Source organism: Staphylococcus lloydii, from assembly GCF_015775975.1.
Taxonomy (GTDB): domain Bacteria; phylum Bacillota; class Bacilli; order Staphylococcales; family Staphylococcaceae; genus Staphylococcus; species Staphylococcus lloydii.
Genome location: NZ_CP064056.1, coordinates 504,590 through 521,554, shown reverse-complemented (window position 1 = coordinate 521,554; position 16,965 = coordinate 504,590). Strand labels below are relative to the sequence as shown.

The 16,965-nt window shown below is 34.0% G+C and carries 15 protein-coding genes; 4 read left to right on the top strand and 11 right to left on the bottom strand.

Annotation, left to right across the window (positions count from 1 at the left end; translation table 11 throughout):
* Positions 1–81: 81 nt before the first annotated feature.
* The 5 genes from ISP08_RS02280 to cidR form a co-directional block, all read right to left on the bottom strand.
* Positions 82–1,473, bottom strand: a complete 1,392-nt coding sequence (locus ISP08_RS02280) for a YfcC family protein (RefSeq protein WP_048793866.1) — start codon at positions 1,471–1,473, stop codon at positions 82–84.
* A gap of 157 nt (positions 1,474–1,630) precedes the next feature.
* On the bottom strand, positions 1,631–3,373 hold the full coding sequence (locus ISP08_RS02275; protein ID WP_048793865.1) for a pyruvate oxidase: 1,743 nt from the start codon (positions 3,371–3,373) through the stop codon (positions 1,631–1,633).
* A gap of 85 nt (positions 3,374–3,458) precedes the next feature.
* Positions 3,459–4,145: an LrgB family protein gene (locus ISP08_RS02270; protein ID WP_195719217.1), complete on the bottom strand. Its 687-nt coding sequence runs from the start codon at positions 4,143–4,145 to the stop codon at positions 3,459–3,461.
* A complete protein-coding gene (locus tag ISP08_RS02265; RefSeq protein WP_048793863.1) occupies positions 4,146–4,532 on the bottom strand; it encodes a CidA/LrgA family protein in 387 nt (128 codons plus the stop codon).
* Positions 4,533–4,781: 249 nt separating this feature from the next.
* Positions 4,782–5,657, bottom strand: coding sequence for a cidABC operon transcriptional activator CidR (cidR, locus tag ISP08_RS02260; RefSeq protein ID WP_048793862.1), 876 nt, complete (start codon positions 5,655–5,657; stop codon positions 4,782–4,784).
* A 236-nt stretch (positions 5,658–5,893) separates the two neighbouring features.
* Between cidR and ISP08_RS02255 the strand changes: the two genes are divergently transcribed.
* Positions 5,894–6,325 carry a CHAP domain-containing protein gene (locus tag ISP08_RS02255; RefSeq protein WP_048793861.1) on the top strand — a complete coding sequence of 144 codons (432 nt, stop codon included), beginning with the start codon at positions 5,894–5,896 and terminating at the stop codon, positions 6,323–6,325.
* 50 nt (positions 6,326–6,375) lie between these two features.
* Here ISP08_RS02255 and ISP08_RS02250 read toward each other — a convergent pair whose 3' ends face one another.
* Both ISP08_RS02250 and ISP08_RS02245 read right to left on the bottom strand, forming a co-directional pair.
* Positions 6,376–7,659, bottom strand: coding sequence for a hydroxymethylglutaryl-CoA reductase, degradative (locus tag ISP08_RS02250; RefSeq protein ID WP_195719216.1), 1,284 nt, complete (start codon positions 7,657–7,659; stop codon positions 6,376–6,378).
* 6 nt (positions 7,660–7,665) lie between these two features.
* On the bottom strand, positions 7,666–8,817 hold the full coding sequence (locus ISP08_RS02245) for a thiolase family protein (protein WP_195719215.1): 1,152 nt from the start codon (positions 8,815–8,817) through the stop codon (positions 7,666–7,668).
* 101 nt (positions 8,818–8,918) lie between these two features.
* Between ISP08_RS02245 and ISP08_RS02240 the strand changes: the two genes are divergently transcribed.
* Positions 8,919–10,088: a hydroxymethylglutaryl-CoA synthase gene (locus tag ISP08_RS02240; protein ID WP_195719214.1), complete on the top strand. Its 1,170-nt coding sequence runs from the start codon at positions 8,919–8,921 to the stop codon at positions 10,086–10,088.
* Between the two features lie 112 nt (positions 10,089–10,200).
* On the opposite strand, the gene ISP08_RS02235 is transcribed toward ISP08_RS02240, so the two are convergent.
* Together ISP08_RS02235 and ISP08_RS02230 are read right to left on the bottom strand one after the other, a co-directional pair.
* Positions 10,201–10,734: a methylated-DNA--[protein]-cysteine S-methyltransferase gene (locus ISP08_RS02235; RefSeq protein WP_195719213.1), complete on the bottom strand. Its 534-nt coding sequence runs from the start codon at positions 10,732–10,734 to the stop codon at positions 10,201–10,203.
* Between the two features lie 285 nt (positions 10,735–11,019).
* On the bottom strand, positions 11,020–12,660 hold the full coding sequence (locus ISP08_RS02230) for an alpha-keto acid decarboxylase family protein (protein ID WP_195719212.1): 1,641 nt from the start codon (positions 12,658–12,660) through the stop codon (positions 11,020–11,022).
* 145 nt (positions 12,661–12,805) lie between these two features.
* Between ISP08_RS02230 and ISP08_RS02225 the strand changes: the two genes are divergently transcribed.
* Positions 12,806–13,261 (top strand): MarR family winged helix-turn-helix transcriptional regulator, encoded by a 456-nt coding sequence (locus ISP08_RS02225; protein ID WP_411847791.1) that lies wholly within the window; start codon positions 12,806–12,808, stop codon positions 13,259–13,261.
* A 59-nt stretch (positions 13,262–13,320) separates the two neighbouring features.
* Here ISP08_RS02225 and pruA read toward each other — a convergent pair whose 3' ends face one another.
* On the bottom strand, positions 13,321–14,865 hold the full coding sequence (gene pruA / locus ISP08_RS02220; RefSeq protein ID WP_048793854.1) for an L-glutamate gamma-semialdehyde dehydrogenase: 1,545 nt from the start codon (positions 14,863–14,865) through the stop codon (positions 13,321–13,323).
* A 343-nt stretch (positions 14,866–15,208) separates the two neighbouring features.
* Here pruA and ISP08_RS02215 point away from each other — a divergent pair, with 343 nt between their 5' ends.
* Positions 15,209–16,279 carry an acyltransferase family protein gene (locus ISP08_RS02215; RefSeq protein ID WP_195719210.1) on the top strand — a complete coding sequence of 357 codons (1,071 nt, stop codon included), beginning with the start codon at positions 15,209–15,211 and terminating at the stop codon, positions 16,277–16,279.
* A gap of 105 nt (positions 16,280–16,384) precedes the next feature.
* Here ISP08_RS02215 and ISP08_RS02210 read toward each other — a convergent pair whose 3' ends face one another.
* The gene (locus tag ISP08_RS02210) at positions 16,385–16,897 is read right to left on the bottom strand and encodes a DUF4064 domain-containing protein (RefSeq protein ID WP_195719209.1); all 513 of its coding nucleotides are present in this window, start codon (positions 16,895–16,897) and stop codon (positions 16,385–16,387) included.
* Positions 16,898–16,965 lie beyond the last annotated feature (68 nt).

Below are 16,965 nucleotides of genomic sequence, written 5' to 3'. Positions count from 1 at the left end.
ACACGCGTATTCGATAATTTCATAAATATTATATACGAAAGACCCCTGTCAAACAACTGTCACTCTAGCTTTTTGACTTTGCTAATAATGTAAAATTAAAGCTATCGACATTGCTATAATACAAATTAATACCCATATAACGATAAGTTTCCATGCAAACTTTAACCATTGGATATAACTAATCTTTGCTACGGCAAGCGCACCCATTAAAATAGCTGAAGTTGGAAATAATACATTACTTATTGCATCACCATATTGAAACGCAAAGACAGTCATCTGGCGATTAATATGTAATAAATCAGCAATAGGTACCATCAACGGCATGGTCGTTAGGGCCTGACCAGAGCCAGAAGGAATAAAGAAGTTTAGCATGAATTGCAAAAGAAACATCATTATAATTACGAAAGCTGGTGGTACATCAGTTAATAACGTAGTCATTCCATGAACAATTGTATCTATTACTTTGCCATTTTCTAAAATGACAATTATTCCTTTGGCAAAACCTACAATCATAGCACCAAATAAGATATCTTTCATTCCTTCTATTAATGCATCAAAAGTACCGTTAATACCCAATCCACCTACAAAACCTGCTAATAGACCAGCCAACACAAAATTGGCACTCATTTCATTAAATGACCAACCGAACCGGAAAATACCAACGACGTTCATTATGATGGTTAACACGATAAATGCTAGCCCTGCTGCTTGTCTTTTAGTAAATCGCTCATAATATTCATCCTGAACTGTAGACGCTTCTTCCTGTTCTAAGTCGTAAACTAAACTTTTCGTTTTATCATGCTTTATTTTTCTTGCATAAAGCATCACAGTGGTAATTGCCGCTATCAAAATAAAGACATAAATGATGGAACGTAAACCCCACCCCGAAAACATAGGTAATTCAGCAACTTTTTGAGCTACGCCGACAGTAAATGGATTTAGCATCCCACCGATAAATCCACTAGCTGCACCTAGTATAACCATAGACGCACCCGTTAAAGCATCATAACCTAATGTACGCGCAATAATAATACCTATAGGTACAAAGATAATTGTTTCTTCAGCAAGGCCTATCGAAAAGCCCAAAATTGAAAAAATAGTCATCGTCAGTGGTATCATTAAAATTTGAAAACTACCTAATTTTCTCATGGCTTGTTTCACACCATTTTCGAACGCTCCTGTTTTATGTACAATGCCAAAAGCACCACCTACTAAGAAAATGTAAAACACGATTTCTCCACCACTTAACAAACCTTCTGGAATAGCACGAAATATATCAAAAAATGACACACCGTGTTGTGAAATCTGTTCGTATGTACCTGATACTACGACAGTTTGCCCGCCTTTTTTCTCACGTTCATAAGTTCCTGCTGGGACTAAATAAGTTAATAAACAAGCGATAACGATGATGAGCATTAATAAAGCATATGTATGCGGTGTTTTCATTGTGAAAGATTGTAGTAATTTTTTCATAACATGAACCCCTTTATTCAAAGTTATAATGATTATTAAGATTATAACCTAATAAAGAAAAGTTAATCCAAGTCAATTAATATAGTCCAAAATATTATAATAAAAGAGACAACCGTTTTATAAACGATTGTCTCTTTATATTAAAATGCTATTGTGCTTAGAAGAAACGTTTAGCCGCTGTTGAAAGTGGTGGAATTTCATCTAAGTCTAATTTTTTATCTTCAGTAATTGATCTATAAGCCCATTTACCATAGTTTAGAGCTTCATCTTTTACAATTTTACCTGGTAATGGCGCAGCATTTGGATCAACATAAACGTTAACAATTGTAGGTCTATCTTGAGCCATAGCTTCTTCTACAACTTCGTCAATACGGTTTGGATCTTTTAACGTATATCCTACACCGCCTGCACTTTCAGCGAATTTTGCTAAGTCAACATCTGTAAAGTCGATTGCATATTCTAATTCGCCTGCCGCTTGTTGTTCATATTTAATAAATGATAATTCTTCGTTGTTCATTACAAATATTGTCATTGGCATATCATATTGAACAGCTGTTGCAAAGTCTTGCATTACCATTTGGAATGCACCGTCGCCTGAAATACCTACGACTTGTCTATTTGGATAAGCACGTTTAGCAGCAATTGCACCTGGTAACGCACAACCCATTGTTCCTAACCAACTTGATACGATAAATTTGTTGTTTACTGTTAAATCTAAATAACGTGTAGACCAAACAGTAGAAGTACCTACGTCGATAGAGAAGATGGCATCATCGTCTCTAACTTTGTTAATTGCATCCATAACACGTTCTGGACGGATTGGGCTACTTTCGTCAGCTTTATCTTTATCCATCCAAGAATCCCAAGTAGCTTTACGCTCTAATGTTTTAGTCATAAAGTCTCTATTTGGAACGTGTTTAACAGAGTCTGTTAATTGTTGTAATGCATATTTACTATCGCCAACGATACCTACATTGACATCAAAACGATGACCGATAGCTTCTGGGTTAGTATCGATTTGAATAGCTTTAATATTTTTCTTAGGTAAATAATCAACATAAGGATAGTTAGTACCTAACATGATTAATAAATCTGCATCTTGTATTGTTTGATAAGATACTTTAGTACCGATTTTACCTAAGTTACCTAAATTATAAGGGTGCGCATCTGGTAAAATACCTTTCGCTGGTAAAGTAATAATTGAAGGTATTTTAGCCGCTTCAATAAATTCTCTTACTTCATCTTTAGCGTGTTTAGCACCAGTACCAATAATCATTACCGGACGTTTACTTTTATCGATTAATTTTGCTGCTTTTTTAATACTACGTGGTTTTGGAGCTACACGAGCAGGTGGTGCAGTATCTACTTTTGTATTCGTAGTGTCTTTAACTTTTTGTGATAATAAGTTATTAGGTAATATTAATACTGATACACCTTTTTTCTCATATGCTGTACGAATAGCTTCATTGACAATTCCAAAAACATCTTTATCTTTTTCAGTAATTTGATGTCTATACACAGCTACGTCTTCAACCATATTATAAATATCAGTTTCTTGGAATGCTTTAGTTCCAAGTTCTGTTGAATTAGTTTGGCCAGCTAAGATTAATTGAGGTACGTTATCCATCTTAGCATCATACATACCGTTTAATAAGTGAACGATACCAGGTCCACCAATACTTAGTGCTACACCAATTTTACCTGTTAATTTTGTGTAGCTTGCAGCTGCTAAGCTTCCAACTTCCTCATGTCTTACGTGTAGAAAATCAATGTTATCTCTTTCTGTTCTCAAGCTATCAACGACTGCGTCGATTGAATCTCCAGGGATACCATAAATATGATCTATATCCCAAGCTTGTAACGCTTTAACTAATGCATGATTTCCTTTAATTTTTGCCAATGTAAAAAGCTCCTTTCAAATACTCAATATTTTAAATTATACGATTTAGATTTTGCACTTTCAAAATAAATGCTTAATTCATAGTTTAATAAAGTAATAACAATAATAATGGTATGATAACCGAACTTAATATAGCATTTAATATCATACCAATCGAGCTAAATGCACCAGATTCGATATCAAGTTCAAGTGCCTTAGCTGTACCGAATGCATGGGATGAATTCCCATAAGTCAATCCACGGGCAATTGAGGTTTGGAATTTCGCAAGTTTTAACAAGTATGCCCCTAAAATACTACCTATTAATCCTGTACATATAATAAACATGACAGTAATTGTATCTGTGCCACCGAGTTGGTCTGATAATTCAATGCCTACTGCAGCTGTGATTGATCTTGGCAGTAAAGTTACTATAACTTCTTTTGAGTAACCCATTAGCTTTAAAGTAATAAATAGCAGAAAGAAATTAATTACAACTGCTGCAATAACGCTCGTAAAAATAATGTTAGCGTGTTGCAAAATCATTTTTCTATTTTTATATAACGGATAAGCTAAACATACGACCGTTGAATTTAACAAGTAATTAATCCATTTCCCACCTGTCATATAATCATTATAATCCTGACTAAAGATTAATAAGATAATAATGATAAATAATGAAGATATTAACGCTGGATTTAATAATGGATGCTTATACTTTTCTTGTAACTTTTTGGCCAACAGATAAGTTATAACTGTTAAGGCAATCATAATGAATGTTTGTAAAATCAACATCTAATGACTCCCACTATTGCCATCTGAAGTTTTGAACATTTTTTCAGCGATATAACCTGAAATCAATGCCACACTACAAGTACCGGCAATAACTAGTAAGAAAAATACAATGTAATTTAAATTAATATTAGAAGCAATATCCATTATACCAACGACAGATGGTACAAAGAAAAAGACCATTGTTGCAAGTAAGAAGTTCGCACCTTCTTTAATCCATTTTTCTGGAATTATTTTAAATTGTAATAATACGAAAAACAGTGCGAGTCCAACAATGCTACCTGCAATCGGTATATGCAATGCTTGTTGTAAAACATTACCTAAATACGTTATGCCTGAAATTACTGCAATTTGAATTATAATTTTGACTACTTTTAAAGCTAACTGCATTCAATCATCACCCTTTTCTTAATGATTCTAAATAGTGGTTGTTTTGATTACAGTTATTATTGTAAGCCCTGCATTCTTATAATAAAAATATTGATTTTACATACTTTTCATTACTTTTTTCTATGAAAACGATTACTTACATTACGAAACATAATAAGAGAGATGCTATGATAAGCCACAACTTTTATTAAAGTAGTTCAAAATAATTGAACAATCGTGCCTTATTGCATCTCACTCATTTGATACGATTTATAGTCTTTGCTCCATAAAGTCAATCCATTTTCGTGTTGCATGACTTAGATATTTATCTTTTTTCCAAATAACGCCTAATTCCCATTTCATTGAGGGGTCATCAAATGTAATAGCTTTAAAATCGCTATCTAACATTTGAACAATACTTTCAGGTAGAATACTGACGCCCAAATGAGCATTCAATAAATCATCTATGAAGTTCCACTGTGAGATTTTGGAAATCGTTTTAGGTATAAAACCTGCGTTTTTTGCCGTTTCTCTGATTTTGTCATTTAAGTAAAAATCTTCATTAAACAGAATAAAATCTTCTTCCTTTAATTCAGACATAGACACAGTGGCATTATTAGCTAGTCTATGTTCACTATTAAGTACGAGTTTTAAATCTTCTTGATATAATGAAATAGAATTAAAAATGGTGCTATCAACAGGTATAGTCGTTATGCCTATATCAATTTCATCATTAAACAATTGAGATTCAATCATTTTCCCACCGTTTTCAACCATATTATAGGTCACATTCGGATACAATTGATGGAATTCACCTAACAATTTAATAAATTGCTTCATATTCATGACTGCTGATAAACCTATACTTATATGCCCTGTTTCAAGGCCTAGCAAACTATTTATTTCAGTAGGCAGATTATTATATAAGGCTAATATTTCTTTACTTTTCTTATAAAATATTTCTCCAGCGTCTGTTAGTACAATTTGTCTTTTACTGCGGTCGAATAAAGGCATCGCCAATTCGTTTTCTAAATCTTTAATTGCTTTACTAATCGTTGGTTGCGCTATATAGAGTGCTTTCGATGCATTTGTCATGCCACCATGATTTACTACCTCTACAAAGTAATTCATTTGTTTTATATCCACAGCTCTTTACACCTACCTGTTCATTTTTCTATATTAACTAAAGTTTATCATGAATATGTCGCCACCCGTTATATAAACGATACTTTCAAATTAAATATCATCTTATATTACAGTAACATTATATATATTGCTATTATATTAAAGGTTGTTTTTGTTAAGGTAACGTGTATTGTTCAACTTGATAATTTCTTTTATTATTAGAAAAGTATTAATAATAAAAGAACTGGGGATAATTTATAAGGATGAAAAAATTATTGTGTCGCATCGCTATCGCCTTCACTTTGCTATTCACGACGAGCGTTACTTTCCAAATGATCAACAACACGAATATTTCTCATGCTGCTAAAAATTATTATGCAAAACACAACTGCACTTGGTATGTTTTCAACAAAAGAGCACAAGTACATAAGCCAATCCCAAATGGTTGGGGCAATGCAAAATATTGGTATACTAATGCCAAGCGTTCAGGTTATCGTGTAGGGACGAAACCTGCGCCAAAAGCAATTCTTCAATCGACTGCTGGTTACTATGGGCATGTTGCTTATGTAGAAACTGTTTATAAAAATGGTAGCATTAAAATATCAGAGTATAATTATAATCGTGCCCTTGCTTATGGCACACGCACGCTAAGTAAAAGTACCGCAAGTAAATATCGGTACATATATTAATTAAAAAGACAGTTATAAGTCACATTATTTGTACTTATAACTGTCTTTTTTTATTTATTGTTATTACGATATTCTTTTAACAGTTGCTCAGCAGTTGCTGTATTAGCTTGTGTTGCATTTTTCAAAGCGTTGGCCACATAACTAATTTCATCACCTTGAGCGCCAACTACAATCGCTAATGATTTATATTGTAACGACATGTGTCCTTGTTGAATCCCTTCGGATACTAATGCTCGGCATGCTGAAAAGTTTTGAGCTAGACCGACGGCCGCAACAACATGTCCTAGTTCTTGCGCGCTTGCTACATTTAATATATCTAATGAAGCTTGAGCTATTGGCAACACCTTCGTGCCGCCACCTACAGTTGCTAAAGTCATCGGCACCTCTATTGTGCCCACTAAACGTTGTCTATCACGATCATATTTCCACGTTGCAAGCCCACGATATTGCCCATCTTTGCTGGCATATGCATGCGCACTCGCTTCGGCACCCCGTGTATCATTTCCAGTTGCTAAGACAACGGCGTGTATGCCATTCATTACACCTTTGTTATGCGTAGCAGCACGATGAATATCCACATGAGCTAATACTGATGCCCTTTCCATACGATGCGCTACGGTTTCACCATCGAAGTCACCTTTAGCTAAGTCAGAGACTTCAATTTCGCCTTCAACCTTAACGACAGATGCTGTAGCATGATTAGACAATATACTCATTAATACATTACTATCTTGGAGTTCAAGCTTTAAATGTGCTGAAATTCCTTCTAATATAGTATTTAACATGTTAGCGCCCATCGCATCTTTCGTGTCGACAAAAACTTTGAGAGACAATAAGTTTTCAGTTGGGAAAGTGTCTATTTCGATTCGTCGATAGCCACCACCACGTTTAATAATGGAAGGATATGCCTCATCTGCGATTGATTTAATCTGCTCTTCCATTTGGTAAATTTTAGTTGCTAATGCTTCAGTATCTTGCACGTCATCAAACACGATTTGACCAATCATTAATCGTTCACTAGTGACCACTTTAAAACCACCAGTATTATTTACCAATTTGGCGCCATAGCTTGCTGCTGCTACGACAGATGGCTCTTCTACCATCATTGGTACTGCGTAATTTTTTTGATCAACTATAATGCTTGGTAGTACCCCCACTGGGATTGTACCTTGTCCTATAACATTTTCAATAAGACTGTTAGCAATATCTTCGTCTATAACTTGATTTTGCAATAAATGTTCTTTGTATTGTTCAGACAACAAGCCTTGAGTTGCCAGTTCATTTAACTTTTCTTCTCTAGATAGATGTCTAAATGATTTATCTAATGCGCCCATAATTGCTTAACGTCCTTTCTCTATTAATAAAGCTATGCCTAAGCCACCGCCTATACATGCAGTAGCAATACCTGTAGATTTATTTTCTTGTTCTAATATATTTACTAGTGTTGTTACTAAACGTGTACCACTTGCGCCGATTGGATGACCCAATGCTATTGCACCACCGTATAAATTCAATTGCTCATCTGCGATACCTAAATTAGCTTTAACCGGAATACTTTGAGCAGCAAATGCTTCCGTCATTTCGATAACATCTATATTCGCAATCGTATTACCGCTTTTTTCTAACAATTGTGACACTGCATAATAAGGTGCGTATCCCATATATTGTGGGTCACAACCAACTTCTGCATAATCTCCTACAAAGCCTAAAATATCATAGTTATGTTCTCTCGCATATTGCTCATCCATTAATATGATTGCTGCTGCACCATCATTAATACTTGATGCATTGCCACCTGTCACAGTACCATTTTCATCAAAAATAGTTTTTAACGTACTAAGCTTTTCAACACTGCTATTCGCTCTAATACCTTCATCTGAAGTCATCATTGCGCCTTCATTATCTTTTATAGGTACAATTTCGTTATTAAATTTACCTTGTTGCGTTGCTTGCGCAGCTTTTTGCTGAGAGTTATTAGCAAATTCATCTTGTTGTTCACGTGTAACACTATATTTTTGAGCAATTTTTTCTGCAGTTACACCCATAGGTACATGATGAAAGGCATCTGTTAGACCATCATGCATAAAACTATCTACTGGCGATTCATCACTATTTAAAAGTAACTTCGGTGCATTGGTCATACTTTCAACACCACCTACTGCAACTACTTTTGCTTCTCCCAATTGAATTAATTGTTTTCCTAATATAATGGATTTAAGACCAGAGCCACATACTTCGTTAATTGTCATTGCAGGCGTTGTATTAGGAATACCTGAATTGATACCTATTTGGCGAGCTGGATTTTGACCGCTACCACTTTGTAAGACATTCCCAAAAATAACTTGTTCGATTTCATTTGGATTAATATTTACTTCATCCAATGCTGCTTTAAGTGCAGTAGTTCCTAGTTCTACTGCCGAATAATCACTTAATTTTCCTCTAAATCTTCCAATCGGTGTTCTCTTGGCACTAACTATAGCTATTTTATTCATTGTTATTCCCCATTCCTTAATCTTTAAAATAATTGTATTTATGAAGCCTATTTTGGTATGATACAGGTGCTTATTTATTAATAGAAAGGTGTCGATACATAATGACTATCGGTATAGATCAACTTGATTTTTACGTTCCACAATTTTATGTAGATATGGCTAAACTAGCTGAAGCACGCAATGTAGAACCCAATAAATTTTTACTTGGTATCGGTCAAACAGAAATGTCTGTTAGCCCAGTAAGCCAAGATATTGTTTCAATGGGTGCTAATGCTGCTAAAAATATCGTCTCTGAAGAAGATAAAAAAAATATTTCAATGGTAATTGTTGCAACAGAATCTGCGATAGATTCTGCCAAAGCATCAGCCGTTCAAATACATAATCTACTGGGTATACAACCCTTTGCACGATGTTTTGAAATGAAGGAAGCATGCTACGCTGCTACACCTGCTATTCAACTTGCAAAAGATTATTTAGCAAATCGTCCAAATGAAAAAGTATTAGTAATTGCAAGTGATACTGCACGTTACGGACTACATTCTGGCGGTGAGCCAACTCAAGGCGCTGGCGCGGTTGCTATGTTAATTTCACACAATCCACGCATTCTCGAATTAAACGATGATGCAGTGGCATACACGCAAGACGTTTATGATTTTTGGAGACCATCTGGCCTATCATATCCATTAGTAGCCGGTGCTTTATCTAAAGATGCATATATCCAATCATTCCAAGAAAGCTGGAATGAATATGCAAAACGATACAATAAATCACTTTCAGATTTTGCTTCTTTATGTTTCCATGTTCCATTTACAAAAATGGGTAAAAAAGCGCTTGATTCAATTTTAACAGAAGATATTGATTCTGAAACGCATAACCGCTTAACATCAGGTTATGACGCTGCAACTTATTACAACAGATATGTAGGTAATATCTATACTGGATCATTGTATTTAAGTTTAATTTCTTTATTAGAAACACACGACTTAAAAGGTGGCCAAACTATTGGCTTATTTAGTTATGGTTCAGGTTCTGTCGGTGAATTCTTCAGTGGTAAACTTGTTGACGGTTATAGTGAAGTGCTAAACGTAGAGCACCATAAAGCTTTATTAAACTCTCGTACTGAATTATCAGTAGAGGAATATGAGCATTTCTTCAATCGTTTCGATAATCTTGAATTCGATCATGAAACCGAATTAACAAGCGACCAACATGGTATTTTTTACTTAAACGATATTAATGATCATATCCGTAATTATAATACCTTAAAATAAAATTTAAATCACTGGAAAAGATGCTTAATATGCTAATCTTTTCCTCTACAAAATAAATTAAGGCTAAGCACCCACATTAATTATTTAATGCGCATGCTTAGCCTTTTTATTTTTATGGTTTTGTACTATAACTTGGTACGTAAAATGAGGACATATCGACTTTTTCGTTGTTTAGTAATTTAATCTTTCTATCAATACCACCACCAAAACCTGTAAGACTTCCATTAGCGCCTACAACTCTATGACATGGAATAATAATTGAGATAGGATTACTTCCTACTGCGCCACCTACTGCTTGTGCAGACATTTTACTTTGTCCTCTTTCTGTAGCAATTTGTTGTGCAATATCCCCGTAAGTGACAGTCTCACCGTAAGGAATTTCCCGTAACTTCGACCATACGTTCATACGAAAATCGGTCCCTGTTGGTTTAAGCGAGAAATTTATCGTCGGCTTATTTCCTGAGAAATATTCATCTAACCAATGCGTGACCTTATCAAATATAGGTTGGTATTGTTCTTTTACTGTATCGTTTAACAATGTCTCATAATTTTGTTGGTTTTCAAACCATAACCCTGTTATATTTTCGCCATCCGTAGTAATCGTTAAATTCCCTACTGGTGACTTATATGATCGTTTAAATTGCATTTATGACACCTTCTTTCTTTAGAAATATCAGAATCTATATTTTCTATAAATTAAAACAATATACATAGCTTTATGTAAAACGTGACAAACATCACCAGTGCACCTATTCCCGTAATTATCGATTCAATAACAATTACCGTTTAGCACCAAATTTATTACTGCGTTTTGCCTTTATTTATAAATTTATCTTGCACGATAATCATACATAGCGCAATCTTTAAACTTAACAATCACAACAAAAAATAAGGCTGAGACATTAAGTCCCAACCTTTTTTTAATAATAATTTATTTATTTTGATTCGCAAACACCTGACTAATGCTTCTTAGTTTTTCTGGCGCATCACCTTGAGCCATTTTAACTTCTACGAAATGCATTTTATTACCTTGTGCTTTGATGTTTTCAAAAGTATGTTTCAAGTCTTGTGCATTTGCAACTTCATGTATACCAACATTATCTCCACCAAACACTTGTGGTAAAGCTTTGTAATCCCACATATGAATATCGTTGTAAGGTTGATGTTCTCCATGAATTAATCGTTCTACTGTATACCCATCGTTGTTAATTACAAAAATAATAGGATTTATTTGTTGTCTAATCATAGTTGATAATTCTTGTACAGTTAATTGTAATGAACCATCACCAATAAATAAAATATTTCTACGTTGTTGATCTGCCATTTGTGAGCCTAATAATGATGGTAAAGTGTAACCGATTGAGCCCCATAATGGTTGCCCAATAAATTTATTGTTTTTATATAACAATAAATCATATGCACCAAAGAAAGAAGTACCTTGTTCTGCTAAAATGACATCATCTAAACCAATAAATTGTTGCATCATTTTGAAGTAAGTTTCCTGTTCTAATGGCTCATTCGTCAACTCAATATGGTCATCAAGTTCACGATTTATTTCAGGGAACATCGCATCATTATGATAATCAATTGCTAATAGGCTATTTAGTATAGTCGGTAAATCTATATCTTCGCGTCTTGTTTCATTCATTTTGAAATTGCGGTGATTTAACATCACTACATCATCAATATCAAATTGGTATGAGAATCCAGCAGAAGCTGAATCAGTTATTTTTGCACCAATATTTAAAATAGCATCACTTTGATCGACATAATTTCTAACGTTTTCTTCTGCTACGCTACCGTCATATATACCTAGATAATGTTCATTTTCTTCGTTAAATGCACCTTTACCAAGTGATAATTGGGCTAATGGTATATTTGTTTTATTAACAAATTGTTCTAATTTTTCGTGTAAATCAAAACTATTAATTTCATGTCCTGTAATTATAACTGGTTGCGATGCACTACTTAATTTTTGTGAAATCATGTCAACAACTTGCTCGTTAATTGTTGATTCTTTCACAGTCGGCTGAAATGCTTCGTTTACTTCAATTTCAGTCATTGCAACATCTATTGGTAAATGTACATGTACTGGTCGACGTTCGTTGATAGCAGCGTTGATTAATCTAGGGATTTCTTCTATAGCATTATCAGTAGTGATATAACCTTGTGCCGTCGTAATGTGTTCAAACATTTTTCTATAATCATCAAAAGTGCCTTCTCCTAATGAGTGGTGCACAAATTTACGTTCTTGTTCTACTTTAGTTGTAGGCGCACCTGTTATAGCAATAACTGGTACACGTTCTGCGTACGAACCAGCAATACCATTTACTGCACTTAATTCTCCTACGCCAAATGTGGTAATCATTGCAGCTAGTCCATTCATTCTTGCATATCCATCTGCGGCGTAACTTGCATTTAATTCATTTGTATTGCCCACCCATTTTACGTCCTTGTGCTCAATAACATCGTCTAAAAATGCTAAGTTAAAATCTCCTGGAACACCAAAAATCTCATTTACTCCTGCGTTGTGAATAGCATCAATTAAATACTGTCCTACTCTCATTTTCATAATTCATTCCACCTTTCACAATTGGCCTTACAATTAATATAATAACTGTATATCATAAATAGGTCAACTATATTGACTTAATTATGACAACATATATATTTTTGCTATAATAGGTGCAACTATTTAATTCAAAGGAAGTTACACTATAATGACAAACCATCGTGATTACGAACACATGTTGTTTTATTTTGCTTATAAAACATTTATTAATAGAGCCGACGAAATTATTGAACAATCGGGTATGAATCGCCAACACCACCGTTTTTTATTTTTTATCAATAAACTACCAGGTATTACGATTAAACAATTATTAGCAGTTCTAGATATTTCAAAGCAAGGTTCACATGCCACATTGAAAACACTTAAAGAGAAAAAATTAATCATCGAACAACCGAGCCCTGATGATATGCGCGTCAAACAATTATTTATCACAGATGAAGGACATGAGTTAGTAGAACAACTCAATAGCGCACAAAATGATTTATTACGCCAAACCTTTAACGAAGGCGATAATGATTGGTATCGTATAATGGAAGAACTTGCCGATCATCGTGAAGGATTTAGAGATATAAAACACTTAATCAAAGAAGATAAACATTAAGCAAGACAAAAAAACTACCTATTAGCCACATAAGCTAATAGGTAGTTTTACTATGCATATTAAAACATCTCTGAAACTACTTTTTGTTCTAAGAAGTTTAATAAGTAGTCAGGGCTTCCTGTTTTGGCATCTGTACCAGACATTTTAAAGCCACCGAATGGGTGATAACCCATAACTGCCGCAGTACAACCACGATTTAGATATAAGTTACCTACATCGTAATCACGACATGCTCTAATCCAGTGCTCACGATTATTAGTGATGACTGCACCTGTTAAACCATAATCTGTGTCATTAGCAATTTCTAATAACTCATCAAAATCAGAACCTTTAACAAAGCCGACTACAGGTCCAAAGATTTCTTCTTGCATTACACGATCTTTAGATTTTAAGCCTGAAATAATTGTTGGTTCGATAAAGTAACCAGTACCATCGTCAGCACCGCCACCTTGTTCAATCTTACCTTCTTTACCACCAATTTCGATATAATCTTTAATCTTATCGAATTGTTTTTTGTTAATTACAGGACCCATGTAAGTGTTATTTAATGTGTTGCCCACTTCAATTTCTTGAGTTAATTTGATTGCTTTTTGTAACACTTCATCATGTACATCCTTGTGTACAATTGCTCTTGAACATGCTGAGCATTTTTGTCCAGAGAAGCCAAATGCAGATGACACGATTGATTCTGCTGCTAAATCAGTATCACAATCTTTATCTACGATAATCGCATCTTTACCGCCCATTTCAACGATAACGCGTTTTAAGAATTGTTGACCTTCTTGTACTTTAGCTGCGCGTTCAAAAATACGAACACCCGTCGCTCTTGAACCAGTAAATGTAACAAAGTGCGTATGTTTACTATCAACTAAATAGTCACCAATTTCTTTAGGGTCACCAGGCACAAAGTTAACTACACCTTTTGGTAGGCCTGCTTCTTCTAAAATTTCCATTAGTTTATACGCAGTTAATGGTGTATCTTCTGCTGGTTTTAATAATACAGTGTTACCTGCAACGACTGGTGCCAATGTCGTACCAGCCATAATAGCGAATGGGAAGTTCCAAGGTGGAATCGTAACACCAGTACCAATTGGTTTATAGAAGTACTTGTTATGTTCCCCTTCTCTATCCAATACTGGCTTACCATCAGCTAAGTCCATCATAGATCTTGCATAATACTCAATGAAGTCAATACCTTCACTTGCGTCGCCTACAGCTTCATCCCATGGTTTACCTGCTTCATAAACCATTACTGCCGCGATTTCTTCTTTTCTTCTGCGAATAATTGCAGCAACACGTAATAACACTTCTGCACGATCTCTATGAGACCATTTTCTCCATGATTCGTATGCTTCATTTGCCGCATCAAAAGCTTTATCTACTTCATTCTTAGATGCTTTTGATACTTCTGCAATTACTTCAGAAGTTTTTGCTGGATTAATAGACGTATACGTATCTTTTGTAAACGACTCTTCTCCATTTATTACTAAAGGAATTTTTGTATTCAATTCACCTTTAACTTTATTTAAGGCCTCTTTGAATGATTCTACGTTTTCAGGATTTGTAAAATCAATTCCAGGTTCATAACTATACTTTACTACCATCTTTTCTACCCCCATGTCGTTTGTAAATAGAAAAACTAAAAATGGAATCTTCCATTCATTTAATATTCTAGCTACTTCTAAGCATAATTGCAAACGCTTGCAGCCAATTTTCTGAATTTTCGTTGCACACTACTAATTAGGTATAGCTAAAACTTAAATTCCACGAGTGAAAACATTGATATGACGGCGTTCATTGGTATTGTAATTGAAATTTAATCTTTATTGAATGTAAATTAATATTGTATTTAATTTATATATGTTATGATTTCTTTTTGATTATACAGTGAATTGAAATTTACATTTATATAATGCACAACATTTTAAGAGAGGTATAGCCTTAATTATGAAAACTTATACATCAGTGATTTTTTGGATGCGCACAATCGCCTGTCTTAGTATTGTGCTTATTCATTCTATAACGACAACATTTATCCAAAGTGACAATTTAGGCAAAGGAACATTAATTCGTATCGTTCAATTGCTTTTAATGTTTAGTACGCCATTGTTTGTTTTTATATCTGAATTCTTATTAGCTAAAAACTATCATACTACTATTAAGAATGGATTCTTCAAAGATAAATTAATTTATCTAGGTATCCCCTATGTATTTATAAACATTGGTATTTCATATTTTTATTATAAACCCGATTCTTTTAAAGCCTTTATGGGACATTTAAATGACACCATGTTTCATGGCGGCGCAGTTACATATTTTATTGTAATCATTATGCAATTTTACTTATTGCATTTCTTTTTTGCTAAATATTTAGTGAGATGGAAACCTATACCTATGATAATTGGCACAACAATTTTCGCCACGCTATATTGGGCATTCAGACAATTTGTACCGCCAGCTCATGGCGACATCCTCTCTATGTTTTGGGATCGTGAAGGCTGGATGTTATTCCTAGGTTGGATTAGTTACTTTGTACTTGGTTTTTATACTGGCGTATATTATGAAACACTTATGAAAAATATTAAGAAATACACTATATCTATTATCATAGGGACAATTTTAGCTGCAGGTTTATTAATTTGTAACTATGTATTTGGAGTGAGTACTTGGGTAGAATCAAAACGTTTTGATATACCTATCTATGTCACAATGGTCATTTTAATGTTTTTCTTATTTTCATCGTACGTCAAATACGTGCCAAAATTCATATTATTTATAAGTAATTATTCTTTCTGTATCTATCTATTGCATTACTTTTTCGTCAATCAACTTGGGATGCTACGTGAAGATAGTGCGATAAGAAATATTGCTTTCACATTTATAATCACCTTAACTGTAGCCATTTGCTTAGCTTATTTACTAAACTTATTTAAATTCGGTAAATATGTAGTTGGTGGCATCGGTCATATCAAATATGAAAAGGTCTACGAAAGTTATAAACTTGGTAAAATGGATTAATACTACAATCAGCATATAATAAAAGAGAGCGCTAACTTTAGCGCTCTCTTTTATTATTTTGATGATGTACAAAATCTAGTTGCTATCACATGTAATAACGTAAAATTATTTTCTATTACTACGTTTATATTGTTGGCTATTTTGCGAATTTTTATTAGTCGCTTTATTCTTTACTTGCTTAGCTTGTTTTTTAGCATATTGCTTTGCCTTATCGCTACGTGCCATTAACATTATACCTGCGATTAACCATAATAATGAAGTGATTAAATTACCAGTCAATAGGTTAACAATGGCCATGAGTATTAATAGTATGCCTATTGTTTTAGGTATGCGACGCATTAATTGTGTCATAATTATTGCTAAAATAAAGCATACAATTGCTATGATAATGATAATAATCGCACCATGTTTTACAAGATCGAATAACTCTGATGGCGTGACTTGGGATAAACTTTGATGCAAACTCCCGTCAGCTTGCATCGATTGAATTCGATTCACCGCTTCTTTTTTAATACTATCGTCATTTAAAAATGGTAATACCAACGCTATTAAAGCAATCATTAGTATTTGGAATAGTATCCCTATCCATGTTAAAACCTTCTCAGCTGTACGTTTCATGTTTGTACCTCCTCAAACAAAATTCTTTACTCATTGTTAATTATAACTGTTGATATATAAATAACGCA